Source organism: Paraneptunicella aestuarii, from assembly GCF_019900845.1.
GTDB classification, from domain to species: domain Bacteria; phylum Pseudomonadota; class Gammaproteobacteria; order Enterobacterales; family Alteromonadaceae; genus Paraneptunicella; species Paraneptunicella aestuarii.
The window spans coordinates 986,085-1,012,121 of record NZ_CP074570.1 but is presented as its reverse complement, the minus strand read 5'-3'; the positions used below and the strand labels follow the sequence as shown (position 1 = coordinate 1,012,121).

Here is a 26,037-nt window from a genome sequence, read left to right as displayed (position 1 = left end):
CATTCGCCGTTGTGTTACAAATAGCAATGACTTCCCTTAAACCTTAAACTGACGCAAAGCTCTATCCAACTCAGAAGCCAGTTGCTGTAACTGGTGAATATGGCTTTCAACTTCACGACATTCTTTTACCGATTCGTCTGCCAGCTCAGTGATATGAGACACGTTTTTGGCGATCTCCTCGGCAGTATGAGATTGCTGAGTGTTGGCAACCACAATGCTTTGCATTTGCTGCTGGATTTTTTCAACACCCGAGAATGCATTGTCCAGTACATTTTGAATTTCACCGACTCTGACAACACCACGATCCGCTTTTTCATTGCTGGATTTCATTGTCTGACTAGCTTGTTTAGCGGTAGTTTGTAAAGCGCCGATAATCTCTTGAATATGACGTGTCGATTCCTGAGTACGGCTTGCCAAGGTTCTTACCTCATCGGCAACAACGGCAAAGCCTCGACCCATTTCTCCGGCTCTGGCTGCCTCAATAGCCGCGTTCAGAGCCAACAAATTGGTTTGCTCTGTGATACCGGTGATCACATCCAACACTTCACCAATTTTATCAGTTTGCCCTTCCAGCGCAGTGACAACCTCTGCGGCATCACCAATATGCTGTGAGAGCAATTTGATATCTTCTACTGCTGCTCTAACGACAGTACCGCCGTTCTCCATATCAACCTTAACGCTATCAGCGACATCCATTGCTCCTGATGTATTACGTGATACATCCTTACTGGTTTCGGCCATTTCATAGCTGGCGCTGGCAACCGATTCAATTTCAATCTTTTCGTTATTAACCAGGTTCACGTTTTGAGCCGTGGTTTTAAACACGGTTTCCGTGGAGTTCTTCACTTCTGTAGTGATATCCATGGTTTGGGCAACCAACTCGCGGATCTTGTCAACAAACACATTAAATTCATGAGCCAACTGACCTATTTCGTCTTGGCGTTCAACATTAATACGCTTGGTCAAATCCCCTTCGCCCTGAGAAATATCACGCATTGCCCATAACATGCCACGCAATGGTTTCAACATGGGTTGAATAATGAAATAGATGGCTACTGCAATAATGCCCAACATGACAACCATGTAAAATGTGACCGACATAACAGCATTGTTTACAGGCTTCTGGCTAACTTCGGTTGGCAACAAGAATCCCAAACGCCAGTTCAGGTAAGGGTAATCATCGGCAACACTGTCAAAAACAACCTGATGTTCTTCACCTTTCCATTCCACCACGGCAGTACCTTTTTGTTGGTTACTCATTTGGCGCTTTAAAGCAGAAAAGCCATCGGTATCTTTGAATAAACTGTCTACTTTGGTGATGTCGCTACCGGGAGGGAAATCTTTATTAAAACCGGGGAAATACACCAAGACACCTTTATCGGTAACAAGAAAGGCATTACCCGCACCTTCATACTTAATCTTGCTTAGTAAGTCCTCACCGATAGTTGTGATCAGAATATCCATCCCACCGATGCCAACAAATTGACCGTTATCACGAACAACGGTTTTTACTGTCGCCGAAATAGAACCATCATTGGCATCTACCGCAGGGTCAGACACATACATACGGTTCTTTTCTTGCGCTTCAAACCACCAGGGACGTTTATTGGTGTAATAGTTCGGATCGCCGTCATAGCGACCATTCAAATCAAAGTATTCAAAGGTATTGGCGGAACCAAGAAATACGCTCTTGATCGAATCGTCTTTATCGGAGAAGAATTTGAAATATTCGCGGATCTGAATATAACCAGGATCGGTACTAATATCGCTACCACGCTGATCGTAGTTTTTGAACCAATCTAATATGTAGGGATTAGCAAATACGCTATGAATTACTTGTCCCTTTGCATCAAAAAATCCCTGAATTTCTGTCGCTTTTTGAGCCACCAAATTCGCTAAATCATTGTTAACTCTTGAAGTCGTGCTGCTTTTTACAGTTTGTACTTGCCAAATACCGTACAGGAAAAAAAGAACGGCAATACTACCAACACAACCAGCAATCAAACGCTGGCTAATGGATTTTTGATACCACATGAAAAACCCTGTTACTGCTTTATTGTTATAAGTGAAGGGGTAACATTTTCAGCAAATGTCATATGGCTGTAAAGTATTAATTTTGTACAGTTGAAGATTTCTTGAAGGATGGCAGCACGTTCGTTAACTTTAGCTGCCACTTAGGTAATTTTAATTCACACGTCGGAGTTTGGAGATATTATAGACAACTCGAAAACAGGCACATATCAGCAATTAAATAATCTGATTATCTTTCCATTCTTTCAATTTTTCCTCACGAATGCGCTCTTTTTCCATACGTGCTTTTTTACGATCACAAGGCTCAGGACAATCACAGGCTTTCTCTATACCCAATGCACCTAATCCACCACAACTGCCAGATATGGTCTTTCTCTGAAACAAATAGCCCACGGCCATGATAAGAAAAATAATCAGGAAAAAGACAAAAGCCAGAATAAATGTACTCACAATAATGCCCTGAATATAAAGTGTGAAAACAAAGATGGGGGCTATTACCCCCCCATCCTAACCAACTTAACAGTATGGTTAATTAGCCACCGAAGTCATCAAGCAAGATGTTTTCATCTTCTACGCCCAAATCTTTCAGCATGGCGATAACCGCTGCGTTCATCATAGGAGGTCCACACATGTAGAACTCACAATCTTCCGGCGCAGGGTGATCTTTCAAATAGTTTTGTAGCAATACCTGATGGATAAAGCCAGTGTAACCTTCCCAGTTATCTTCAGGCTGTGGATCAGACAAAGCAACGTGCCATTCAAAGTTGTCGTTCTCTTTTGCCAACATATCGAAATCTTCAACATAGAACATTTCGCGCAAAGAGCGAGCACCATACCAGAAGCTAACCTTACGATTTGTCTTGATACGACGTAGTTGGTCAAAGATATGAGAACGCATTGGAGCCATACCCGCACCACCACCAATGAAGACCATCTCTGCATCAGTGTCTTTCGCGAAGAATTCACCAAATGGGCCAGAAATCGTCACTTTATCACCCGCTTTCAAGCTCCAAATGAATGAAGACATTTTACCAGCCGGCAAGGTCAGATTATTAGGTGGAGGCGTAGCAATACGTACGTTCAACATGATGATACCTTCCTCTTCAGGATAGTTCGCCATGGAGTATGCACGAATTGTTTCATCGTCTACTTTAGACTCGATATTGAAGAAGCCAAAGCGTTCCCAGTCAGAACGGTACTCTTGCGGAATATCAAAATCTTTGTACTTAACATGATGAGGCGGCGCTTCGATTTGAATGTAACCACCCGCACGGAAAGGTACAGATTCGCCATCAGGAATGCCTAACTTCAATTCTTTGATGAACGTGGCCTTGTTATCGTTAGAGATAACAGTACATTCCCATTTCTTGATGCCAAACACTTCTTCTGGCAATTCAATGTCCATGTCTTGCTTAACAGCAACCTGACATGACAAACGGCAACCTTCACGCGCTTCACGCTTGGTAATGTGGTCAAGTTCAGTTGGCAGAATTTCACCGCCACCAGAGTGAATATTCACACGACACTGACCACAAGAACCACCACCACCGCAAGCGGATGATACGAAGATACCGTTTGATGCCAAGGCACCAAGCAACTTACTACCCGGAGAAACCGTAATGGCTTTATCAGGGTCGTTGTTAATTAATATTTTTACATCGCCAGAAGGTACTAATTTGGACTTTGCGAACATGATCACAAAGACCAACGCCAAGACAATGGCGATAAACATACCTACGCCAAGGTAGATGTCTGTTGGATTCATCTTTAAAAAACTCCTACTTGGTGTCAGTTGCTTAAATGGTTATACCAGTGAAAGACTGGAAGCCTAACGCCATTAATCCAGCAATCATAAATACAGAACCCAAACCACGGATCCCATCCGGCATATCAGCATACTTCAGTTTCTCACGTACCGCGGCCAGCAACGTAATTGCGATTGCCCAGCCAACACCGCTTCCCAAGCCAAATACGAAGCTTTCAGCGAAATCGTATTCTTTCTGAATTGCAAACGACACACCACCGAAGATGGCACAGTTTACAGTGATCAGAGGCAAGAAGATGCCCAGCGCGTTGTACAGTGCAGGGAAGAACTTATCTAAAGCCATTTCCAGAATCTGTACCAAAGCAGCGATAACACCAATGAAAGTAATAAAGTTAAGGAAGCTCAAATCAGCTTCTGGGAAACCAGCCCATTCCAACGCACCAGGAGCCAGAATGTTGGCATAAATCAGCTGATTCACAGGTACTGCAATACCCAGTACCACAACAACCGCTACACCCAGTCCCATTGCCGTTTTAACTTTCTTGGATACCGCAAGAAACGTACACATACCCAGGAAGTAATACAGCGCCATATTTTCAAGGAAAACAGAACGGATAAACAAATTAATATAATGTTCCATTGATATTACTCCTTAGGTTCGACTTGTGCTGGACGAATGGTTCTGATGAACCAAATCAAACCACCAATCAGGAAGAAAGAACTGAATGGCAAAATAAGCAAACCGTTAGCCTGATACCAGCCACCGTTTTGAATCAGAGGCAAAATCTCATAACCCAACAAGGTGCCGAAGCCAGTGATTTCCTTAACGATACCTACAACGATAAGAACCAGCGAATAGCCCAAACCATTACCGATGCCGTCGAGGAAACTCATCATAGGAGGACTCTTCATGGCATAAGCTTCCGCGCGTCCCATTACGATACAGTTGGTAATAATCAAACCAACGAATACCGTTAACTGCTTGGAAATTTCGTAAGAATAAGCTTTCAGGATTTGGTCAACCACAATTACCAGTGAGGCGATAATGGTCATCTGTACGATGATACGCACACTGGAAGGGATGTGATTACGAATAATCGAGATAAACAAGTTAGAAAACGCCGTTACCGAGGTTAACGCCAATGACATAACCAGTGCGATTTCCAGTTTAGATGTTACAGCAAGGGCAGAACAGATACCCAAAACCTGCAACGCGATAGGGTTATTGTCCAGAAGAGGGCCAAATAACACCTTTTTCATTTCTTTTGAATCTGCAGACATTGTAGACCCCCTTACGATTTCCAAGGTTGATTGGCCAGGAATGTACCTAAACCACTTTTGCTCAACCAGAAATCCAATGTATGTTGAACACCATTACTGGTCAGTGTCGCACCTGATAGCGCGTCAATTGCATGTACGTCTCCCTGAACAGGGTTTTTCATTACACGAATTGCAACATCGCCATTTTTGTAAAGCTGCTTACCATCCCACATCGCTTTCCATTTAGGGTTTTGTACTTCACCACCCAATCCTGGAGTTTCCTTGTGATCGTAATACACTAAATTACGCGCTGTTTTACCGTCACTATCAACGGCCAGGAAGCCATACATCATGCCCCACAAGCCACTACCATAAACAGGTAGAACCAAACGGTTAACATGACCGTTGTCATCTTTCACCTGAAAAACGCTCACGATCTTGGAATGACGGAAGATGCTTGCTGTATCAGGGCTTGGCTTAACCATGTATTGAGGATCTTTAGCCGCTTTGAACATGTCAAAACCAGGCTGCATTTCCACATACTGACCAGTAGCTAAATCAACAAAACGCTCTTCGATATACTTGTCGTAAGTAGCACCGATATTTTTGCCCGCGGTATCAAGCAAACCTGCCGCATCCAAAATATTGGTTTGCTTATCCAGAGCAACGTTAACTTTCTGTTGTTCTCTAAGACCTACTGCAGCAGCCGATACGATGATAGAACAAACCAGACAGACCGCGACGACAACGCCAACGGTTTTTCCTAAAGTTTCTTTATGCGCCGACACGTGCTGCTCTCCTCTTGATATTGCTTTGAGCGACAAAATAGTCGAATAACGGTGCCCACAAGTTAGCAAACAGAATCGCCAACATCATACCTTCCGGGAAGGCCGGGTTAACCACGCGAACCAGAACACACATAAAGCCGATAAGTAAGCCATATGCCCACTTGCCCTGATTTGTAAATGAAGCAGATACCGGATCTGTTGCCATGAAGAACATACCGAAGGCAAAACCACCAGTAACCAGGTGCCAATACCAAGGCATAGCAAACATAGCGTTAGAGTCGCTACCCATCATGTTCAGGAAGGTACTGAAAATCATGGCGCCAAACATCACACCCAACACGATACGCCAGGAAGCGATTCGCATGTAGATGATGAACAAGCCACCAATCAATAACATCAAAGTAGATACTTCACCAACAGAACCCTGAATGTTGCCAAGGAATGCACTCCACCACAGATCCATATTGCTGTAGTCCATATTACCCGCCGCAGCTTGAGCTAACATAGTTGCACCAGAGAAGCCGTCTGCCGCAGTCCAGATTGCATCACCTGAAATTTGAGCAGGATAAGCAAAATACAAGAATGCACGACCAGACAACGCTGGGTTAAGGAAGTTACGTCCAGTGCCACCAAAGACTTCTTTAGCGATAACCACACCGAAAGTAATACCTAAAGCCACTTGCCATAAAGGAATGGTTGCAGGCAATGTCAGCGAGAAAAGTACCGAAGTAACGAAGAAACCTTCGTTAATCTCGTGCTTGCGAATAGACGCAAACAACACTTCCCAGAAGCCACCGACAACGAAAGTAACAGCATAAATTGGCAGGTAGAAACAGGCTCCGTAGAACATCATGCCTAGCCAGCTAACACCATCAACACCCAGTTGCCCACCAAACATGGTAAACAAGGCTGCTTGCCAAACGTCTGGCAACGAGGCACCAGCCACAATAGCATTGTGAGCTTGCTGACCAACGTTAAACATACCGTAGAACATAGCCGGGAATGTCGCCATCCAAACCATGATCATGATACGTTTCAAGTCGATGCTGTCACGTACGTGAGTAGAAGAAGTCGTCACCTTACCAGGTGTATAGAAAATGGTTGCAGCAGCTTCGTACAGGGCATACCACTTCTCATATTTACCGCCATGTTCAAAATGCGGTTCAATCTTTTCTAAATAAGCTTTCAAGCCCATGTTTTATCCTTCCTTCTCAATCTTGTTCAAACAATCGCGAAGGGTTTCACCGTAGTTGTACTTGCCTGGGCAAACATAACTACACAGTGCTAAATCTTCTTCATCCAGTTCCAGACATCCCAAGGTTTGAGCTGCGTCAGTATCGCCCGCAAGCAAATCACGCAACAACAAGGTAGGAAGGATATCCAGAGGCATTACGCGCTCATAGTTACCAATTGGCACCATGGCACGATCAGAGCCATTTGTGCTGGTTGTCATACCAAATAAGCGTTTAGGACTTAAGTGACCAAGATAAGCACGGGTAATAGAATGCATATCTGAACCGGGCTTCAACCAACCGAGGAATACTTTCTCGCGGCCTTCGTTCACTAAAGAAATCTGAGTGTGGTAGCGTCCCATATAAGCATGTGCACCGTGCGCATGACTTCCGTGTAGTACTGAGCCGGAAATAACACGAACTTCACCGTCTTTAGCTTCGCCTTTAACCAACTCTTCGGTGCTTGCACCGTTCAGGGTACGAACCAGACGAGGGTTTTTAGCTGCTGGGCCAGCGATAGAAACGACTTTGGAAGAATCCAACTCACCAGTAACAAACAACTTACCGATAGCGATAACATCCTGATAGCCAACATGCCAAACCACCTTGCCTGCGCCTGCAGAATCAAGGAAATGGATGTGAGTACCAACCAGGCCAGCTGGGTGTGGGCCTGCAAACTCGTTGCTCTCTACACCAACGTTGCCCGTTGCAATGTTAGCGCCCGGAGCTTTACTCACGTACAACTTACCGTCAGTTAAACGAGCCAGAACAGCTAAACCATTGATAAAGTCTTCAGAGCGCTCAGCAATAATGATTGCTGGGTCGGCTGCCAAAGGATTGGTATCCATCGCGCTAACGAAGATTGCTCTTGGTGTAGAACCAATCGCAGGGATCTTGCTGTATGGGCGGGTACGAATCGCTGTCCACAAACCTGAATCAACAAGCTGAGATTGAACCTTTTCACGATCCAGTCCAGATAAGCTGTCAGATGAGTGTTTGTCGAAGCTGACTTTCTCGTCGCCTTCAATGGTAATAACCACTGATTGCAGAACACGCTTCGCACCACGGTTGATTTCAGTAACGGTGCCGGCAGCAGGAGCGGTGAATTTAACACCTGGGTTCTTCTTATCTTCAAAAAGAACCTGACCTTTTGCGACCTTGTCACCCTCTTGAACCGACATGGTTGGTCTCATGCCGATGTATTCTTCACCCAGTATCGCAACACGAGAGACCTTAGGCCCATCCTCGATTTGTTGCTTGGGTGCTCCCTCAATTGGGAGGTCTAACCCTTTTGTTATTTTGATCATACTCTAGCACTACATTTAAAGTTTATATACGCATCAGGATTGTGCTGTGATCGCTAACAACACAATCCTCATGCAAATACAACATTCAGAATTTAAATTTGGACGATCGGCACGCTATCACTTCAGGCAGGTAAAGGTTTTAACCACCTAAAACCCAACAACAAAAAAGCAAGGAAACCCGCCGCACTTAACTTCGGGATTTTAGCATTATCCGGCGACATTTCGCCAAGCTAAATTGCATCCCCGACCACAGTTGCTCATCTTTTAAACAACACGAAACAACTCGTAATTTTTCATTAACTTTACGTTAACACTTGCTAAATATAGCAAAGGGTGTGATTAATTATTAACCACACCCTGATGTTTTTGAAATTTCTCTAAATTTCAGGAAATAACTAGCTCCAATCAGCCAACGGACTCACATCCGCATCATAATCAACGCCATCAAATCCAAATCCAAACAAATGCAAAAATTCCTGATGATAACCTGCATAGTCACTTAGCTCATGGAAGTTATCCTGAGTCACCTGATCCCAAAGCGCTTTAATCTTCGCCTGAGTCGCATCATTGGTTTCCTTACCATCCATGCGGAAACGGTTCACATCATCGGTTTCAGGTGCATCAGCAAACAGTTTTTCATTAAACAACCCGGTAATTTGCTCAATACAACCTTCATGTGTGCCTTCTTCCTTCATGACTTTATAAATCAATGAAATGTACAGAGGCATCACAGGAATGGCAGAAGACGCCTGAGTTACCAAGGCTTTCAAAGATGACACCCATGCATGAATACCTTTAGATGCATAGTCTGTAATGATAGCAGCGGCGGCACGATCCAAATCTTCCTTCGCCTTACCAATAGTGGCATGTCCATAAATTGGCCATGTCAACTCTTTACCAATATAGGTGTAAGCTGTGGTTTTACAGCCATCAGCCAAGACATCAGCGTCATTTAACGCTTGCATCCAAAGCTCCCAATCTTCCCCGCCCATCACTTTAACCGTGTTGAAGATTTCATCATCATTGGCAGGTTCCAAAGACACTTCATGAACCAGATTCTTATCAGTGTCGTAGGTTTTGGTGGTGTAAGCCTGACCGACAGGTTTCAAAGTCGACTTATACACTTCACCCGTTTCAGGATCGGTACGACGTGGTGAAGCCAAACTGTAAATGACCAGATCGACCTTACCCAAATCTTCTTTAATGGCCGCAATAACGCTTTGCTTACACTCTTTTGAAAAGGCATCGCCGTTTAACGTTCTGGCGTACAAACCAGCGTCAGAAGCCGCTTGATGAAAGGCAGAAGTGTTATACCAACCGGCAGTTCCGGTTTTCTTTTCGGAAGGTTCCTTTTCAAAGCACACACCCAATGTTTTGGCGCCATAACCAAAACCACTCACAATTCGTGATGCCAAACCATATCCAGTTGAACATCCTAAAACCAACACGTTTTTGGGCCCATCGCCCAAATCACCTTGATTTTTAACATAGGCTATTTGTTGCTGAACGTTAGCGGCACAACCCACAGGGTGAGCGTTGGTACAAATGAAGCCACGAATTTTTGGTTTAATCACCATATCCGACGATCCTTAACAGTGTTGGTACTTATTGGTACTAAAAAAGACGAATGCAGATAACAGTATAGAGACTGCTCTACTTTTTGCTGGCGCTATTGTAATGCTGTAACCAAAAGAGGCAAATCGGAGCAGACCTTTTATTTCACCTAAGGCCAAGATTTAGCTACAAATTTGAAGATTAACCAACGCATCCCCTTTATTTTTAGCGGGATGCGTTGGTTAGAAGAAAATTTACTATTTTGAACGAGAACGATACAGCTGCGCTTCCGTTAACGCGTGGAACTGCGCAACTTCAGTCTGGAACTTCTTGTAAGACCCATAAACCTTGGCAAACATAGGGTCTGCTTTCGCTTGTTCATCTAACACTTCCAAGGCTGCGCCATGAAGCGCTTCCAGCACATCATCAGGCAACGCACGAACATTCACCTTGTGCTCGTGAATCAAGCTTTGCAAGGCATTGTTATTACGCGCCGTGTATTCGTCCAACATATCCTGGTTTACCGCACGAGCAGCAACACGAATAATCGCCTGAAGATCTTTCGGCAAGCTGTTAAACGCTTTTTCATTCGCCATAAACTCAAGCGTTGTGCCCGGTTCATGCCAACCGAAGTAGTAGTAATAAGGCGCGGCTTTATATAAACCAAATGCCAAATCGTTGTATGGGCCCACCCACTCGGTCGCATCAATGGCTCCCGTTTGCAGTGAAGTGAATAGCTCACCACCGGTTAAAGAGACAGGTACGCCACCCACTTTTTTCAGGATTTCCGCGCCCAGACCCGGAATACGCATTTTCAAACCTTTTAAATCTTCAACCGAATTGATTTCCTTCTGGAACCAACCCGCCATCTGCACGCCAGTATTGCCACCCGCAAACGGGATCAAACCAAATGGCTTATATAGCTCTTCCCACAACTGCATACCACCGCCGTAGTGCAACCAGCCATTCATTTCCTGAGCATTCATACCAAAAGGAACACCCGTGAAAATTTGCGCTGCAGGCGCTTTACCCTTCCAGTAATAAGGGCCTGAATGCCCCATTTCTGCGGAACCTTGAGAAACCGCATCAAATACTTCAAATCCCGGCACAATCTCACCGGCACCATAAACCTTGATTTTCAAACGCCCATTGGACATTTCGTTCACATATTTGGCAAATGTCTCCGGCCCTTTCCCCAATCCAGGGAAGTTCTTCGGCCAGCTGGTGATTAGTTTCCACTCATAGGTTTTCGCTTCTGGTGCGGCAGTAGTATTTCCTGCTGTTGTTTGCTCACCACCACAGGAAGCCAACATAAACAACGCAACAAGCCAAACCACCAAACGGGACGATTTGACCAAACTAAGTAAACCTTTCATCAATAGGTTCTCCAATAATCAAGTGAGTGTCAGATACAAAAATTTATTTTATTCGACTCTATTCAAACTTTATCGAGATCCCTCTACTTATACACCGTTTCAGGAAGCCAGGTTGCCAGTTCTGGCCAAATAGCCAGGGCGATTAACAACAAGACTTGAAGTCCGATAAAAGGCACAACTCCACGATAAATTTGCTCAGTTCGAATCGTTTCTGGAGCCACACCCCGCAAATAGAATAGTGCAAATCCGAATGGAGGGGTAAGAAAAGAAGTCTGTAAATTGACAGCTATCATAATTCCCAACCAGACAGGATCAACTCCCATAGCCAACAATACCGGAGCCACAAGAGGAACAACAACAAAGGTAATTTCAATGAAATCCAAGATAAAACCGAGCAGGAAGATGATCACCATCACCACCAGCATGGCTCCAAATACACCACCCGGCAGATTAGAAAAGAACTCGTCGATCAGTTCTTCACCGCCAAAACCTCGGAAAACCAGTGAAAAGATAGAAGCGCCAATTAAGATAACAAACACCATTGATGTGACTTTCGTGGTGTCCAGCATGGCCTCTTTTAGCCCCAGAAAGTTCAATTTCTGTTTAGCAATAGCCAGTAAAAGCGCACCAACTGCCCCCACACCAGCAGCCTCAGTTGGCGTCGCATAACCAGCCAGAATGCTGCCCAACACAACAATAATTAACGCCAAAGGCGGAATTAACGCTCCCCAAATTGAAGGCTCATCATCGCTGTTGGCATTTTCATTCTGCATAACACCCGTGTCACCGACTTTGCCCAATGCCGACATCGACAACACATAAATGACATACAAACCAACCAGCAACATACCCGGAATAATCGCGCCAACAAACAAATCGCCAACGGAAACACTGTCAGGCGAGAAAATCCCCATATCCAATTGCGCTTGCTGATAAGCACTGGAAAGCACGTCACCAAGTAAAACCAACGCAATTGAAGGCGGTATGATTTGCCCTAACGTACCAGTGGCGCAAATAGTACCTGTTGCCAATTCTGCGCTGTAGCCCCGTTTCAACATGGTTGGTAGCGACAGCAAGCCCATTGTCACCACGGTTGCACCAACAATCCCGGTACTGGCCGCCAAGAGCATTCCAACCAAGACCACAGATATCGCCAAACCACTTTTTAAACGACCAAATAATTGCGACATGGCTATAAGTAACTCTTCGGCAACCCTGGATTTTTCCAGAATAACGCCCATCAACACGAAGAGTGGCACAGCCAACAAGGTTTGATTCGACATAATGCCATACAGTCGATTCGGTACAGCATGTAGATAAGAAGCATCAAAGCTTCCTGTCATAATACCGAAACCGGCAAAGGCCAACGCGGTTCCAGCCAGGGAAAATCCCACGGGATATCCTAATAGTAAGACCAAACATACTGCGGCAAACATAAATAACGACATATATTCCATTAGCCTTATGCTCCCGAAGTAGGTTGTGAATGATGCGGTAAGCCTTTACCCGTTTTAAGTGCCAGGCAATTACCCGCCAGTTCAGCAATAGCTTGCAGCAGTAAGGTAAAGGCAAAGAGCAGGATCAGGGTTTTAAGAACAAAGACAAAAGGTAAACCACCAGCGGCCTGCGAAGACTCCATCAATTGCCAGGAGTTAGCAACATATCTCCAGCTCATGCTCAAAATGAAAATACAAATAGGCATCAATAAAAACAGGCTGCCAAAGATGTCTACAAAAGCCTGTTTTCTGGGAGAGAAATTGCGATAGAAAATATCCACACGAACATGCCCATCTTCTTTTAACGTAAAAGCAGCGCCAAGCATAAAAACAGCAGCATGCAAATACATCACGGTTTCCTGCAGGGCTATCCACCCCATATCGAAACCATAACGAAGTACGACAATAAAAAAAGTAAGCACTGCCATGAAAATGGTAAACCAGCTAACTACCTTACCTAGCAGACGATGAAATCTATCAATAATCAATTGCAGAGATGCAAGAAAGGACATAAGTCACAATATGGTTGTTGTTCTTGTTGCTGCGTTTTAACAAAAAAACGCTCTAATGTGAAATTTCTATCTCGATTGCAGGGATAAAAATAAATGAAAATTGATGATAGGAACTACTCGTTTTCCGAATATTTCGGAATTACGGATAGTTAAAGTGGCGAAAAAAGACTCAAAAAAACTAAGTGGCAACTTGAACCGAGATGCCACCGGAATGCGTAATTCATGAAATACTGATTTGAATTTTCACTAAACAACAAAAATCCAGAATTACGCCCAATATGTTTGTTTAAGAGGCTTTTCTAGCCGAACCACCCATACACAAAGGCGAACTTGGGATATCGCCATACAGGCTTTCCCACTCAGACCCAGTGTAAGTATGTAACGCAAGAGCATGAATATGATTTTCAATCTCTTCACGTAATACCGAGTTCACTGCTCTATGGCGATTCAACAAACGCTCTCCATCAAACTGGGGAGAAACCAATACCACTTTAAAATGAGTCTCAGAACCCATAGGCACGTTATGTTGAGAACTTTCGTTTGTCACCTCTAGAAAAGCAGGCTCGAAGTGTTCAGCTAACTTCTGCTCAATACTGTTTTGTATGTTCATATCCGCTCCTGATAATGAATGCTTCCAAGTGCAACAGTGACCTGTATGCCTGCCACATTTTTGTGGCGATTTCCGTTACTGGCGTACTGCTAAATTTAGCTTTGTATTGTCAAAATAGACACTGCAAATTGCAGAAAAACAGCTTGCATTTTGATAAACATTTGAGTGTTCGCAATATATTTTTTTAGTCTAACTTAGCCTGTTATTAAGCTTGGAAAGACCCTGCGAAAGGTCAAACTAATGCGATCATTTAAGGTACGTTTGGACTTACTAATCCCATGTTGCCAGTAAGACTGGGTATTGCCAGCCATGACCAATAAACTTCCATGCTGCAAATGCAGCGCGAGTGTATCTTTTTTATTTTTATGGCGAAAGCGAATTACCCTTTCCTGCCCCAAACTCACGGCAGCAATGACAGGTTGAGCCCCTAATTCAGGCTCATTGTCCGCATGGAACCCCATGCTATCGTTTCCATCTCGATACCAGTTAGCCAATACACTATTGAAAGAACAAGTTAGTTGGTACTCACATTGGAGTTTCAGTTCCAGCAGTTCTTTTGTCCAGGGAACCGGCTGCATAGGTAACCCTGAATATTGGTATTTAGCTTCTGGATCGCCGTACCAGGCCTGAAGCCGAGGAATAAGATGAGACTTTCCGTACAACTGAATCTGTTCCTGTTTCCACGCCAACGACTCACGAAGCACAGTCAAATAATGATCAGCACGCTCTACTGCCAGAAATTGAGGGTAATACGCCAATTCTGCGTCAGGCAATTGTGGAAAGCGGATCAATTCAAGCTCATTATCATCTTGATTTTGCAACTCACTATCGAACAAGCTTTGCTGCTTCATATATAATGCCCACTCCAAAACCGATTTAAGCGCATGGCTCGAACACTCCAAGCCGAGCCAGACTAAGAACTATATCATGACAAGTAAAACTCGCCGCTCTAACAATTCAAGTAACTCAGGAAGAAAACGGGGTTATTCCGGAGTAAAAAGAAAGCATTCCGAGATCAAATCAGACTCAGCTCAACAAGTTCCAAATAGCGAACTTGTCATAGCATTTCCTACTCATGGAAATCAGGAAAATAAAGAGAGTGACAATCAAGCATCCGTAAAATTGCAACTCTTTCGCTACCCGAAAGAACGACAACATGTCAGCCTGCAAGCCTGGGACGCTGCCGACGAGTATTTGATTCAACATGTTAATGAGATGGAACTACCTGAGACCGCAACCATTCTCATTCTAAATGATGAATTTGGCGCAATTGCCTGTGCTTTATCGACATTGAAACAATCACAAGTCAGCATTCTTTGGCAATCCGATTCCATCATTGCCGAGAAGGCATTACGGCAAAACCTGGAGCTCAATGAAATCTCTGATGCCAGTGTGTACATGATGAATTCACTGGCAGATATGAATGAAACAAGCGCTGATTTTCCTACCCCGCATTTAGTTTTGATCAAACTACCAAGAAGTCATGCCTTATTGGAACATCAGTTAGCCATGCTGCAAAAGCTGCCAGCACAAACTCCGGTGATTGCAGGAGGCAAAGTAAAAGCGGTGCAAACTTCAGTGCTGGAGTTATTTGAGAAATATCTGGTTGAGACCACCACCTCATTGGCAGTGAAAAAGGCACGCTTAATATTTTCCAAAGTGGGAGAGTTAAACACAGCAAAGCCCTCACCCTACCCAACCATTTGGAAAACCGAATCGCCAGAATTCACCATTGCCAATCACGCCAACGTGTTTTCTCGAGGTCAATTAGATATTGGCGCACGCCTACTACTGGAACATTTACCCGAGGCAAGCAACAAAACCGTCATTGATTTAGGCTGTGGTAACGGTGTTCTTGGTCTCACCATGCTGCATGACAACGACGTGAAAAAGATGATATTCGTTGATGAATCCTACATGGCAATTGCATCTGCCAAACTCAATGTTGAGGAAAATTTGCCACAACAATTGCAAAAGTGCGAATTCGTTGCCAGCAACTGTCTTGAAGACTTACCCGAGCAGAAAGCGGATATCGTGGTTTGTAATCCACCCTTTCATCAGCAAAACACCATTACCGACCATATTGCCTGGCAAATGTTCCAGGATGCCAAACAGGCTTTGCATAAAGGGGGGGAATTGCGAGTGGTGGCAAACCGTCATTTGCAACATCATGACAAGTTAAAGCGTTTGTTTGGTGGCTATCAGGTGATTGCAAGTAATGAAAAATTCAGTATTTTATCGGCTATTAAGCGGTAAAGATTTAACCGAATAAGCACGGTTGTTTAACCATCCAATATCAGACAGAGAGCACAATGCAAACAATAACACGACGTTTCCTTCTTCTTATCCTCACACTTTTCACCATCAGCAACGCGCAGGCTCATGACCCTCTAGTCATTGAAGAAGGAGCCCGGATACAACCTAAGAACCTGTTTCCAAAAGTAAAAATGGAAACCAATTTTGGCAATATAGTTATTGAACTAAACCGCTCCAAAGCCCCAATAACGGTAAACAACTTCCTGCGCTACGTAGCCAAAGACAGTTACAACGGCACTATTTTTCATCGCATTATTCCCGGCTTCGTCGTTCAAGGCGGTGGTTACGATGTTAATTTCCGTGAAATTCCCAGCTATCCGCCTATTATCAATGAGTCGGGAAATGGCTTGAAAAACACTACTTACTCTATCGCCATGGCGCGTAAGGAAGACCCACACACAGCCAACCGCCAGTTTTATTTCAACCTCAACGATACGACAAATCTGGATCCCGGTAAGAACTGGGGATATACCGTATTTGGAGAAGCGGTTGAAGGTACAGAAATACTGGACAAAATGGCCGAAACCGAAACTCACTATGACATAAAACTCGGCTGGAAAGACGTACCCGTAGAACCCGTTATTTTGCTGAAAGCGACTGTTTTGCCAGAAGGCCAGTAACCGCCTCAGTTCACATAAGAACCAGCGTATTCCATAGAAAAGCCTCGGTCTGGATACCGGATAACGCAAAGCGTTTCCGGTATGACAAACCATTGAAACATCTACATGAATGCGGAATGTATGAGTCATACATGGGCACTATCACGACCCCAAGAAACGACTAGTCAGCTTGAGAGCAAGGAAAAAAACGGAGTGTACATGCAGCTTAAAGTTTTACTTAACCCAAGCCATCGGAAATGAGAATTTGCTTTTCAAGTTGAGGCGGAAGCGCGGAATGTATGAATGATACATAAGCACTTCCAACGAAGAATTGGAAAGTAAAAACCATTTATTATTCTGGAAATGAGGATTTTCTTGTTTAATCAAGGCAGGAGGGCGGAGTGTACGAATAGTACATGAGCATTATCACGACCCCAAAAAACGACTAGTCAGCTTGAGAGCAAGGAAAAAAGACTGAGTGTACATGCAGCTTAAAGTTTTACTTAACCCAAGCCATCGGAAATGAGGATTTTCTTGTTTAATCAAGGCGGGAGGGCGGAGTGTACGAATAGTACATGAGCACTCCTAACGCAGAGTAAACGAGAAAAGACCATTTCCCACCATCAAAAAGATTTGTGCTTTCGGACGGACTCATACGCCGCCTGAATATCCTGCGTTTTCTGCTTCGCTAATTCCATTGCTTGCTTGGGTAAACCTTTTGATACCAGTTTATCGGGGTGGTGCTCGCTCATGAGTTTGCGATAGGCACGTTTGATGGTTTTCGCGTCGTCACTTTCTTTTACACCAAGAATACGAAATGCATCGGCGATAGATTGCTGTTGCGTGTATTGGGGCTCTCTTTGTTGCTGATGCGAATGAGAGTGCGAGCGTTGCCGATGCTGCCAGCTTGATGAATTGGAACTTCTGCTTGATGACTGCGAGGATGAACTGTGAGAGGAGCGAGAAGACCAGTTCGATGACGAACTAGAAGACGATTGCGATGATGAGCCAGAAGACGAGCTGGATGATGTTCTCTGATTGCTGCGTTGTGACGCATTTTTCCATGCTCGACGGAAACGTGTTTCCGCTTCAAATGATGAAATCAGGAATCGTAAATGGTGCTGCTTAAAGCCCAAATGTTTGGCGACTTCGTCAAGCACTCGCATTTCATCTTTATCGACAACACCATCAGCACAAGCCGCCTGAATCAATATCTCCAGGTACATCTGCAAGATGTCTTTGCGTCCGTAGCAGGATTCGCTGAACTGCTTAAGAATGCCTTTTAAAGGAAAGTCGGCGGCTTTACCTTCGCGGAATGCTTGTTGCGCTTCACGGCGAGTATCGCCTGTCAGATTCATCTGATCCATGAGATCCGATGCGACTTTAATTTCTTCTTCAGTGACTCTACCGTCGGCTTTGGCGATGTGCCCCAATACAGAGAACAAGGCATGAAAAAAGATAGCCTGACTTTTTACTGCTTCACTGCTGGTAAAAAAACGTCCGAAACCACCCAGTTGGTTAAAATCCTGACTGTAACCTTTATCAAACATGTGGCCGACAATGAAGCCAAGTATGGCGCCGGGTAAACGTCCAAACATAAACCCGAATAATGTGCCTAATACCTTGCCCCAAATCGACATCGTTACTCTCCTGCCCGTAACTGCTTATCCAGTTGCTGCAATCGCTCAGGGGTGCCAACGTCACTCCAACGCCCCTGATGATGAATTGCAGCTAACTGGTCATTGCAAATTGCCTGTCTTAATATTGGTCCCAGTGGCACAGGTTCAATGGCTAAATCTGTAAACAAATGTGGCTTGAAAACGCCCATGCCTGAATAAGTAAGTCGAGCATTCGATGCATCTGCATGCTGTATCAATCGATCATGGTACAAAACAAAATCACCTTCAGGATGATGTTCAGGATTGTCGACCATCACCAAACAGGCTTTATCATCTGAACCTAACCGTTCATTAGCCTGCTGGCATAGCAATGCGTAATCGATATCACTCCACACATCACCATTCACCACTAAAAAGGCTTCACTGTCAGCCAGATTTAGCAATGGCAATGCATTGGCGATGCCTCCGGCAGTCTCCAAGACAGGATTCTCTTTCGAGTAAACCAGCTCGACACCAAACTGACTGCCATTTCCCAAAGCTTGTTCTATTTTCTCGCCAAGCCAATGCAGATTGATCACCACGCGCTTAATACCAGCAGCAACCAGCTTATCCAGATGCCATTGCAATAACGATTTGCCAGCTACTTCCAGCAAAGGCTTGGGGATCGTATCCGTCAGAGGGCGCATACGTTCACCACGCCCAGCAGCTAGAATCATGGCAGTAGTGATCGCCGATTGTTTGCTAGTGCCAGCATGACTCATTATTGCTTGGCCTCGACGGCAGGCAGGATTTTGTTCGCGACTAATTCGGCAAATTCAGTACATTCCTGAATTGTCCGGCCTACCGTCACCAAATATTGCAACGTTCTGGGAATATCATTGAGATACCCCGTTTTTCCGTCACGGTGACATAAGCGAGCAAAAATGCCACTGGCTTTAATATGTCGTTGCATACCGGTGCAATCAAACCAGTGTTTAAAGGTTTCCCAGTCGTGTTCCGCATAATGGGCAACATGTAGTTCCTGTAGTTGCCCCATGACAAACTCTATCGGCCACACTACATAACAATCACGAAGAAGAGACACCGCATCGTAGGTAATAGGCCCGGTAACGGCGTCTTGAAAATCAATAATGCCAATACTGTCGTCTGGCAGGATCATCAAATTGCGGGAATGATAATCACGATGCACACCCACTTGCGGCTGGCTTAAGAACACTTCGCTGAGAAAGGCTTGCGCTTCATGAATGACTTTCCATTCGCTGTCAGTCAACGTCAGATTTAGGTGGGTCTGCAATAGCCAGTCATTGAACAGGCTGTATTCATTCGCCAATAGCTCTTGGTCAAACGCTGGCAAAGGCTCACCTGCCGTTGCTCGCACTTTTTGCACAGCGGGTAAATGAGACAAGGCTTGTTGATACCAATGTGTGGGGTCTTCAGTTTCAATACGTTGTGAAAACAGGCAATCGCCGAAATCCTGCAACATCAAAAATCCCAGATCCATATTTGAATGCAACACTTGGGGAACCGGCACATTGTTGGTTCGATACTCACGCGCTAACGCAACAAACTCGTGGTTTTTCTCTTTATCGGGCGGAGCATCGACACCTATAAAAGAGCCTCCTTGAGACTGAAATCGGAAATAGCGACGAAAACTGGCATCGCCAGAAATCATATGAAAGTCTTGTGGAAATATTTCCGGAAGGCTGGAAAGCCATTGTAATAATGCTGATTGACGAGGATCCGTTGACATAGGCGATTAAATTCATTTTTTTCAACATTATAGCGACTCAAGATCGCCCTGAACACTCACCCACCCATAACAATTTTTATTTCGTGAACGGATTACAAAAGAAAAGTGGAAGTGAAGCGCCTTAGGACGCTTCTAAATCAAAACGCTAATTCTCTTTAACAACTTTCTAAATAACATTCCAAACTATCTGTTACGTACATTTATTTAAACCAGTCCTTTATTCAAAATCATAAAGCCCGGGTATTGATGAATTGAGAAAACATTGAAATTCGACTTGGTTTGATCAAAAGCACGCCCTAAATGAATAGATTTGGTAACGAAGTTTTGAAACTCATTAAAGGCACTGCCGTCACCATTAGGGCGAGTGGTGCGCGTCAGGTTCCACTCGGCGTAATTGTTGTACAGGTCTTCAATAACGTAGTAACCAGTGCGGCGCAAGAACGGATAAAGCACATAGAAGCTTTCGATATAGTCACTAATCAAATGGCTACCATCATCAATGATCAAATCATAAGATTTATGAGCTAAACCAATTTCGCCCAGCTTTTTCAGGTCTTTCTGATCGGCTTGATAAAAAATAAAACGATCCGGGTCAATCACCTCAAAATCGCATTCACAAATATCAATGCCAACAACCGTTGCGTTAGGAAAACGTTCCAGCCACATATTGATGGAATTACCACCACGGACGCCAATTTCCAGAATTTTGAGCTCTTTGTATTGATCCAGAGTGGAAAACAGGTGCTCGTAAATATGCAAGTAACTTAAATCACCGCTGGCAGAAATAGCGGTTTTATCTGTGCCATATTTAATTCCTAACTCATGAAGCTTAGCCATTTTCAACGTTCTCACATTTATATTGTTCGTTAACTGTGCTTATCCAACTAATATCGACCGAAACCCTGATTCCTCCAGCATTGATCAAACCAGAAGAAAACTGGGGGCTCGTCATCAAAGATGAATTAGTGATCCAGACGCACAAAAATTAACTCTATCGAATAGTATTTAAATTTTTCTCTCGGCATCACATAGGCTCGATAGCCCAAACCAACTAATCGTTCGTTTAATGCCATTAAATCGGAATAGAAGCCAAAGTAGTCCAAAATGCTGTCACTTCTTGGCCGCTCAAATTCTGCGATGATTTGCCCTGGATACACTTCAATATCCAGCATTCGATTAATCACACCAAATGCTGCACCTTCAATATCCATTTTCACCAAATCAATATGGGTATGATTGTTTTGTTCCAGGATTTCCTTCAAATCGACACAACGATGCACGAAGTGCTTGCCATCGTATTTCAAAATCATGGAAGGAGAACCACCGTATTTCGGCGTTGAAAACTCAATATCACAGGTCTCTTTCCAAACCCCTACTTGGGAAAACACAAACTTGGGGTTATTCACCTTCTCAATATGATCCTTGGCAATATTGGATGGGTCGAACAAGTAAACCGAACAACCATAGGTATGGCTAATGGCATCATCAAATTGAGTATCAGACAGTACCCCAAGCGAATAGATCACAGACTCTGGCGATAGATTGTTTTTGTTGTAAATACTGTAATTTCCCATGGTTGAGAAATTCATATCATCAATAACCGGAAAGGTTTCTTCATACTTTTTAGCCAATAACCGCTCAGGGCTAAAAGGGATAAATAAATCTGAATACTTAACAGGGCGAATAAGCTGGTTATAAAAACGATGCTTTATGTAATAGACAACGCCATCCAGGCCATCTCTTTTGTAATATCTTTTTATTCCATTAATGTGCCTTTTAATGCGCTTAATCATGTCTTTGAATACTCATTATCATTGGAATTACTTGAGTAAAACTCAGTAGCCTCTAATGCCATATTACTCAATACGGCATTACCTGTACCTTATTAAACGGACGCAAACGGAATATCTTTAACGACCAATGGACAAATTTCCTGCATTTTCTGGCAAGTGACCTGAAATTGCTCAGCTGTCGATTGAAAAGAAACGAAGGGAGTATGGTCTGAAAGTGTTGTGATGTGAGTCCCACGATCTCCAACCGCCATCAGCCCTGTAGAGCCTTTTTCCCCATGAAAATCAATGCACAGATGTCGGTAATGATTGTAAACCCGATCGCCCTCTTCTACCGGAAAACAAGCCGCCGCTTTAAATTCCTCAACATCGTAATTTTCAATGACAGGATATTTGGCAAATATCACATGATAATGACTTTCCAATGCGCCAAAGATACTACCTAAAGCGGTACGCGCTAAATCACTACACCAGGTGTATTGCTCAAATGGCCTTGGATCTCTGGCGATTTTCAGTACCGTCAGATTGCCTTGCCATTGCTGATGAAGCTGCTCCAGTTCACTACGGTTGAAGTGATAATCAACCAGCAAAGTTCCCGCTTCCCCCTTCAATTGCATAAACTGCAATGCCTCATTAGGTGAACTGAGATCAGGCGCGTCGAACTCTTCTACGAAATGATAAATCACATAGTCGAACGACGCTTTACTCTTGCTGAAATCGTTATTTAGGAACTCTTCTTCATTGAGAAACACCAGCTCAATATCGAATAATTGCAAGGAATGCTCGATGAAGTGGGTCATCGCCTGCACATAACCGGCTGAATTATTGATGACAGCCACACGCTTATGTTTATATTTATGCTGCATCACCTTATAGGTACGTTTAAGCAGGTCGTTAGGTGATGTGGAAATATCAAAGGCATCTTGCTGCCCCAGCATCATCTCTTTGAATTGCTCAAAATACTCTTTCCATATCTCCAAGCCTTTTCCAAACTGCTCAACGCCATTTTCCTTCGATGAATACAGCAGCTTGGTCAACATGGCATTAGCAAAGTTGACCGTGCCATATAAGTAATAAAACAGCAATGAACGCCCGTTTTGGTAGGAAAGAAACAGTAGGTTCTTTTGCTGATCAATCATGGCTTCGGCTTCTTTTATCGTAGCAACAGGCTTGTTTAGCCAATTCCCAAACGCCTCTAATTCTTTCGCTAAAATATCTTTCGAATATCGGTTGTCGTAGCGGGTAATCACATCTTCACTATCGAGCTGTTTAAAGGCGTTATTCTTTAACTTCGACACCGCGCCTTGCTTATCTTCCGAAGAAGCCGTAACCAGAACGCTATCAATGGTTAACGGAGCCGCGCCAATGATCTGGGCGCCATCACTACAGTTGAAGAAACTCACATCTTTGGGTGAAGTAGCAATGGCCTGTTCCAATACCATTTTCGCAATTTTAAATTCATGCTTGGTGTAGACCGTTTTGCGAAAGTTTCCGGGAACCACAAACGAGGTATTAGTGCTCTTGGAATAATCATACATCTCTGCACCATCGTCCTTGTAATAGGCAGATTGTTTGGAATGGTGGTTTTTATTGTTGATAAACCCCATATCAATGCCGATGAGATAAAGGTTTTTAAATCCAAGCGTTGAAAATAAATTACAGGCAAAGTTGGCGACGGTAGGGAAAGCAAATTGCAGTACCGAAAAGTCTTTTTCACCTATGACAGACAAGGTTGAAACCGTGGACGATTCACCTTCTTTGAAAGCAATATACACATCTTTGTAGAGATCACAGGTGTCCGGGTGAATACCGTTACAGGAAATCAGCGATACCTGCTTCAAGTATTCAAAATCACCAATAATACTGGCCCAATCGTAGCTGGTTCGATTCTGTTCAATTTCGGCATGGAAATCCGGCACAATACCATTGCGATGCATAACTTGAAGCGTTGTGCCGCAAGAAACGATAATGGCCTGATCCTGCCATTCGCGGATCACTTCAAAAGACTTATCCAGCGAAGGTCCATTACCGACCAGAAATACCGGTACTTCCCTTTCATAAAAGGATAATACCTTCTTGGGATCTCGAATCAGGCTTGGAATTTCTCGCTGCAATGCCGCTTTTGTTTGTGCAATACCATGATACGCATGGTCGAAATACTCTCCCATGGTAATAACAACCTGCAATTGCTCACGCAGCTTGCTAATCGCCAAATTCAAATCAGCGTTATAATAACTTTGATAGAAGAAAGTATTGTTCAAAATATAAGGGCCAATGGAATAAAACTGGCTCAACAAATCTCTGAACAGGTTAGTACCATCATCCCCAATGTTGATGTACAGCTTGCCTTTTTCTTCATCAATAGACTGGAATATCGTCTCCCAATCTATCGCGAAAAGGGAGCCATAGAAAAAGTCTGGATTAGGTTCACACAAAAACACCTTTTCAACTGTGTGCGACTGGAGCAACGATTCAAGCTGATAACCCACACCCAAGCCAAACATAATCATGGATTGAATATTTTCAGGTAACGCGCCTTCTTCGTCTTCAACCGCTTCTAACAAGTCATCGGTTTCTTTAACAAACTTATAATGCAGGTAATGAGCGAGCTTTTTCCCTTTGTATCCCAACACCAAACCATCTTTATTAGGGTGATCGGAAAAACCTCTAAAGTTGGTTAAACAGTCTTGCTGTGGATGATCGCTATACCAACAAATCAAATTGTCTTTATTGACCAGATTGATTTCACCATCGGGCGTTTCAACCGGAAGCCAGACTTTGGGGGTATATTCTTTAAACTCTTTGGCGATAGCGGGGAAATAAGTGTTAAAAGCCTTGATGTTTTTCTGAAACAGATCCGATTCTCTGTGCGCTAAGTGATACTGTTCCAAATGCGTTGTGTCTGAAAATATCTGGGTATATTGGTTAGGGTCTTCGGAAAACTGAAAATGGAAGCCCTTATTCTTGATGGAATCCCACTGAGTGCTGAGAAGCTGCTTTTGAATCGAGTTAAAAATCGGGTGATTGTAGTGTTTGTACAGATAAAAACCGTCGATGGGGAATTGCTCGCGCAACTCTTCAATATTCGACAAAATATCGCGCCCGTCTTTCTCCAACATAAAGAATAACGAGATATTGTTCTGTTTGGCGTAAATCAGCACAGACTTCCAATCAAACACCATTGCTGAAGAAGAAAAATACTGAACTTCAGGCTCATAAATAATAACGAAACGCGGCGAGCAAGCCTCAATCAAAGCTTGAATGTGATAGCCAAGGCCAATCCCCATCACCACCAGGCAGTCTATCTTGTCAGGTACAGGTGGATATTCCAGATGCTTTTCCAGCGCAGGTAATGCTTCCAATAGCTCAATATCAACTTGCGCATTGGGTTGATTTTCGCTGGCTTGCTTGTCGCCTTGTTTGTCGCATTCATTACCCGTTTGAGTCAAGTTGACATAAAGCCCATGGCGCAAAAACTCGTCAACTTGATCTTGCGCATCCTGTTTCGGATCAAACCCGTATAAAACACGTCCCAAACCATAATCAACGATATTGAACTGACCAAACTTATTACAAAAAATAGAAAGGTTTTGAGACTGAACCTGAGTGATGTAAGGAATCAGAGAAGGAATGTGCCTTTGAAACGCATTAATATTATCTTTATGAACAGTTTGCAGGCTAGCTGCCAGTTTCGCTTCTAATTCTTCCTGCTTTTGCTCATCTTTTTCGATGTGCAACCTGATGTTCTTTAACATTTCTTGATCCGATGACTCGCTTGGCTAAATCTGCGCGTTTTAAGTATGTAGACTACTTGAAGTTTCCAAATAATGTAAGAGCGCGAATATGCTGAACTGGGCATATGCATCTCAAATAACCCGCTTGAAAACTTTTCTTATGCATTCTTATGCGCGGCTCAGGTACTTATGTCGGCAATCCGTGGCTTTTATTGAATGGAAATGCCAGTGCAACGGGCTATTAGAGTATAAAGAAGGCGGCTTAAACGCCGCCTCAATGTGATATGCCTTGTATATG

Annotated in this window: 22 protein-coding genes; 2 read left to right on the top strand and 20 right to left on the bottom strand. The window is 43.7% G+C overall.

The window, feature by feature from the left end:
- Positions 1-36: 36 nt before the first annotated feature.
- From KIH87_RS04205 to KIH87_RS04140, 14 genes are all read right to left on the bottom strand, one after another.
- A complete protein-coding gene (locus KIH87_RS04205) occupies positions 37-2,034 on the bottom strand; it encodes a methyl-accepting chemotaxis protein (protein WP_232360287.1) in 1,998 nt (665 codons plus the stop codon).
- A gap of 213 nt (positions 2,035-2,247) precedes the next feature.
- A complete protein-coding gene (gene nqrM, locus KIH87_RS04200; RefSeq protein ID WP_232360286.1) occupies positions 2,248-2,481 on the bottom strand; it encodes a (Na+)-NQR maturation NqrM in 234 nt (77 codons plus the stop codon).
- 82 nt (positions 2,482-2,563) lie between these two features.
- On the bottom strand, positions 2,564-3,796 hold the full coding sequence (gene nqrF / locus KIH87_RS04195; protein WP_232360285.1) for an NADH:ubiquinone reductase (Na(+)-transporting) subunit F: 1,233 nt from the start codon (positions 3,794-3,796) through the stop codon (positions 2,564-2,566).
- 31 nt (positions 3,797-3,827) lie between these two features.
- On the bottom strand, positions 3,828-4,436 hold the full coding sequence (nqrE, locus tag KIH87_RS04190; RefSeq protein ID WP_232360284.1) for an NADH:ubiquinone reductase (Na(+)-transporting) subunit E: 609 nt from the start codon (positions 4,434-4,436) through the stop codon (positions 3,828-3,830).
- 5 nt (positions 4,437-4,441) lie between these two features.
- Entirely contained in the window at positions 4,442-5,077 is a 636-nt protein-coding gene (locus KIH87_RS04185; RefSeq protein WP_232360283.1) for an NADH:ubiquinone reductase (Na(+)-transporting) subunit D, read from the bottom strand.
- Positions 5,078-5,088: 11 nt separating this feature from the next.
- Entirely contained in the window at positions 5,089-5,844 is a 756-nt protein-coding gene (locus KIH87_RS04180; RefSeq protein WP_232360282.1) for a Na(+)-translocating NADH-quinone reductase subunit C, read from the bottom strand.
- Positions 5,831-7,039: an NADH:ubiquinone reductase (Na(+)-transporting) subunit B gene (locus tag KIH87_RS04175; protein WP_232360281.1), complete on the bottom strand. Its 1,209-nt coding sequence runs from the start codon at positions 7,037-7,039 to the stop codon at positions 5,831-5,833. Before KIH87_RS04175 ends, KIH87_RS04180 begins: the two co-directional genes overlap by 14 nt.
- A gap of 3 nt (positions 7,040-7,042) precedes the next feature.
- A complete protein-coding gene (locus KIH87_RS04170) occupies positions 7,043-8,383 on the bottom strand; it encodes a Na(+)-translocating NADH-quinone reductase subunit A (RefSeq protein WP_232360280.1) in 1,341 nt (446 codons plus the stop codon).
- 395 nt (positions 8,384-8,778) lie between these two features.
- Positions 8,779-9,960 carry an enoyl-ACP reductase FabV gene (gene fabV, locus KIH87_RS04165; protein WP_232360279.1) on the bottom strand — a complete coding sequence of 394 codons (1,182 nt, stop codon included), beginning with the start codon at positions 9,958-9,960 and terminating at the stop codon, positions 8,779-8,781.
- Between the two features lie 234 nt (positions 9,961-10,194).
- On the bottom strand, positions 10,195-11,313 hold the full coding sequence (locus tag KIH87_RS04160) for a TRAP transporter substrate-binding protein (RefSeq protein WP_408635790.1): 1,119 nt from the start codon (positions 11,311-11,313) through the stop codon (positions 10,195-10,197).
- 83 nt (positions 11,314-11,396) lie between these two features.
- Complete coding sequence (locus tag KIH87_RS04155; protein ID WP_232360278.1) at positions 11,397-12,770, bottom strand: TRAP transporter large permease; 1,374 nt, start codon at positions 12,768-12,770, stop codon at positions 11,397-11,399.
- Positions 12,771-12,775: 5 nt separating this feature from the next.
- Positions 12,776-13,237: a TRAP transporter small permease subunit gene (locus KIH87_RS04150; RefSeq protein WP_332460728.1), complete on the bottom strand. Its 462-nt coding sequence runs from the start codon at positions 13,235-13,237 to the stop codon at positions 12,776-12,778.
- A 370-nt stretch (positions 13,238-13,607) separates the two neighbouring features.
- Entirely contained in the window at positions 13,608-13,931 is a 324-nt protein-coding gene (gene bolA, locus KIH87_RS04145; RefSeq protein WP_232360276.1) for a transcriptional regulator BolA, read from the bottom strand.
- Positions 13,932-14,125: 194 nt separating this feature from the next.
- A complete protein-coding gene (locus KIH87_RS04140; RefSeq protein WP_232360275.1) occupies positions 14,126-14,782 on the bottom strand; it encodes an alpha-ketoglutarate-dependent dioxygenase AlkB family protein in 657 nt (218 codons plus the stop codon).
- A 76-nt stretch (positions 14,783-14,858) separates the two neighbouring features.
- Here KIH87_RS04140 and KIH87_RS04135 point away from each other — a divergent pair, with 76 nt between their 5' ends.
- Entirely contained in the window at positions 14,859-16,187 is a 1,329-nt protein-coding gene (locus KIH87_RS04135) for a methyltransferase (protein ID WP_232360274.1), read from the top strand.
- A 56-nt stretch (positions 16,188-16,243) separates the two neighbouring features.
- A complete protein-coding gene (locus KIH87_RS04130; protein ID WP_232360273.1) occupies positions 16,244-16,867 on the top strand; it encodes a peptidylprolyl isomerase in 624 nt (207 codons plus the stop codon).
- 602 nt (positions 16,868-17,469) lie between these two features.
- On the opposite strand, the gene djlA is transcribed toward KIH87_RS04130, so the two are convergent.
- The 6 genes from djlA to KIH87_RS04100 form a co-directional block, all read right to left on the bottom strand.
- Entirely contained in the window at positions 17,470-18,486 is a 1,017-nt protein-coding gene (djlA, locus tag KIH87_RS04125) for a co-chaperone DjlA (protein WP_232360272.1), read from the bottom strand.
- Between the two features lie 2 nt (positions 18,487-18,488).
- Complete coding sequence (gene murU, locus KIH87_RS04120) at positions 18,489-19,226, bottom strand: N-acetylmuramate alpha-1-phosphate uridylyltransferase MurU (RefSeq protein WP_232360271.1); 738 nt, start codon at positions 19,224-19,226, stop codon at positions 18,489-18,491.
- On the bottom strand, positions 19,226-20,215 hold the full coding sequence (locus KIH87_RS04115) for an aminoglycoside phosphotransferase family protein (RefSeq protein WP_232360270.1): 990 nt from the start codon (positions 20,213-20,215) through the stop codon (positions 19,226-19,228). The genes murU and KIH87_RS04115 overlap by 1 nt, the downstream gene beginning before the upstream one ends.
- Before the next feature lie 204 nt (positions 20,216-20,419).
- Positions 20,420-21,052, bottom strand: a complete 633-nt coding sequence (locus KIH87_RS04110) for a class I SAM-dependent methyltransferase (RefSeq protein WP_232360269.1) — start codon at positions 21,050-21,052, stop codon at positions 20,420-20,422.
- Positions 21,053-21,177: 125 nt separating this feature from the next.
- Complete coding sequence (locus KIH87_RS04105) at positions 21,178-22,008, bottom strand: FkbM family methyltransferase (protein ID WP_232360268.1); 831 nt, start codon at positions 22,006-22,008, stop codon at positions 21,178-21,180.
- Between the two features lie 92 nt (positions 22,009-22,100).
- The gene (locus KIH87_RS04100; RefSeq protein ID WP_232360267.1) at positions 22,101-25,760 is read right to left on the bottom strand and encodes a 6-hydroxymethylpterin diphosphokinase MptE-like protein; all 3,660 of its coding nucleotides are present in this window, start codon (positions 25,758-25,760) and stop codon (positions 22,101-22,103) included.
- Positions 25,761-26,037 lie beyond the last annotated feature (277 nt).

What these genes read in the sequence shown, in the direction of transcription:
- djlA (WP_232360272.1), bottom strand. Translation starts at nt 18,486, where the DNA reads ATGTCGATTTGGGGCAAGGTATTAGGCACATTATTCGGGTTTATGTTT.
- KIH87_RS04155 (WP_232360278.1), bottom strand. Translation starts at nt 12,770, where the DNA reads ATGGAATATATGTCGTTATTTATGTTTGCCGCAGTATGTTTGGTCTTA.
- nqrF (WP_232360285.1), bottom strand. Translation starts at nt 3,796, where the DNA reads ATGAATCCAACAGACATCTACCTTGGCGTAGGTATGTTTATCGCCATT.
- KIH87_RS04110 (WP_232360269.1), bottom strand. Translation starts at nt 21,052, where the DNA reads ATGGCTAAGCTTCATGAGTTAGGAATTAAATATGGCACAGATAAAACC.
- KIH87_RS04160 (WP_408635790.1), bottom strand. Translation starts at nt 11,313, where the DNA reads ATGAAAGGTTTACTTAGTTTGGTCAAATCGTCCCGTTTGGTGGTTTGG.
- nqrE (WP_232360284.1), bottom strand. Translation starts at nt 4,436, where the DNA reads ATGGAACATTATATTAATTTGTTTATCCGTTCTGTTTTCCTTGAAAAT.
- KIH87_RS04170 (WP_232360280.1), bottom strand. Translation starts at nt 8,383, where the DNA reads ATGATCAAAATAACAAAAGGGTTAGACCTCCCAATTGAGGGAGCACCC.
- KIH87_RS04100 (WP_232360267.1), bottom strand. Translation starts at nt 25,760, where the DNA reads ATGTTAAAGAACATCAGGTTGCACATCGAAAAAGATGAGCAAAAGCAG.
- KIH87_RS04205 (WP_232360287.1), bottom strand. Translation starts at nt 2,034, where the DNA reads ATGTGGTATCAAAAATCCATTAGCCAGCGTTTGATTGCTGGTTGTGTT.
- KIH87_RS04140 (WP_232360275.1), bottom strand. Translation starts at nt 14,782, where the DNA reads ATGAAGCAGCAAAGCTTGTTCGATAGTGAGTTGCAAAATCAAGATGAT.
- KIH87_RS04105 (WP_232360268.1), bottom strand. Translation starts at nt 22,008, where the DNA reads ATGATTAAGCGCATTAAAAGGCACATTAATGGAATAAAAAGATATTAC.
- fabV (WP_232360279.1), bottom strand. Translation starts at nt 9,960, where the DNA reads ATGGTGATTAAACCAAAAATTCGTGGCTTCATTTGTACCAACGCTCAC.
- KIH87_RS04175 (WP_232360281.1), bottom strand. Translation starts at nt 7,039, where the DNA reads ATGGGCTTGAAAGCTTATTTAGAAAAGATTGAACCGCATTTTGAACAT.
- murU (WP_232360271.1), bottom strand. Translation starts at nt 19,226, where the DNA reads ATGAGTCATGCTGGCACTAGCAAACAATCGGCGATCACTACTGCCATG.
- KIH87_RS04135 (WP_232360274.1), top strand. Translation starts at nt 14,859, where the DNA reads ATGACAAGTAAAACTCGCCGCTCTAACAATTCAAGTAACTCAGGAAGA.
- bolA (WP_232360276.1), bottom strand. Translation starts at nt 13,931, where the DNA reads ATGAACATACAAAACAGTATTGAGCAGAAGTTAGCTGAACACTTCGAG.
- KIH87_RS04115 (WP_232360270.1), bottom strand. Translation starts at nt 20,215, where the DNA reads ATGTCAACGGATCCTCGTCAATCAGCATTATTACAATGGCTTTCCAGC.
- KIH87_RS04185 (WP_232360283.1), bottom strand. Translation starts at nt 5,077, where the DNA reads ATGTCTGCAGATTCAAAAGAAATGAAAAAGGTGTTATTTGGCCCTCTT.
- KIH87_RS04130 (WP_232360273.1), top strand. Translation starts at nt 16,244, where the DNA reads ATGCAAACAATAACACGACGTTTCCTTCTTCTTATCCTCACACTTTTC.
- KIH87_RS04150 (WP_332460728.1), bottom strand. Translation starts at nt 13,237, where the DNA reads ATGGCAGTGCTTACTTTTTTTATTGTCGTACTTCGTTATGGTTTCGAT.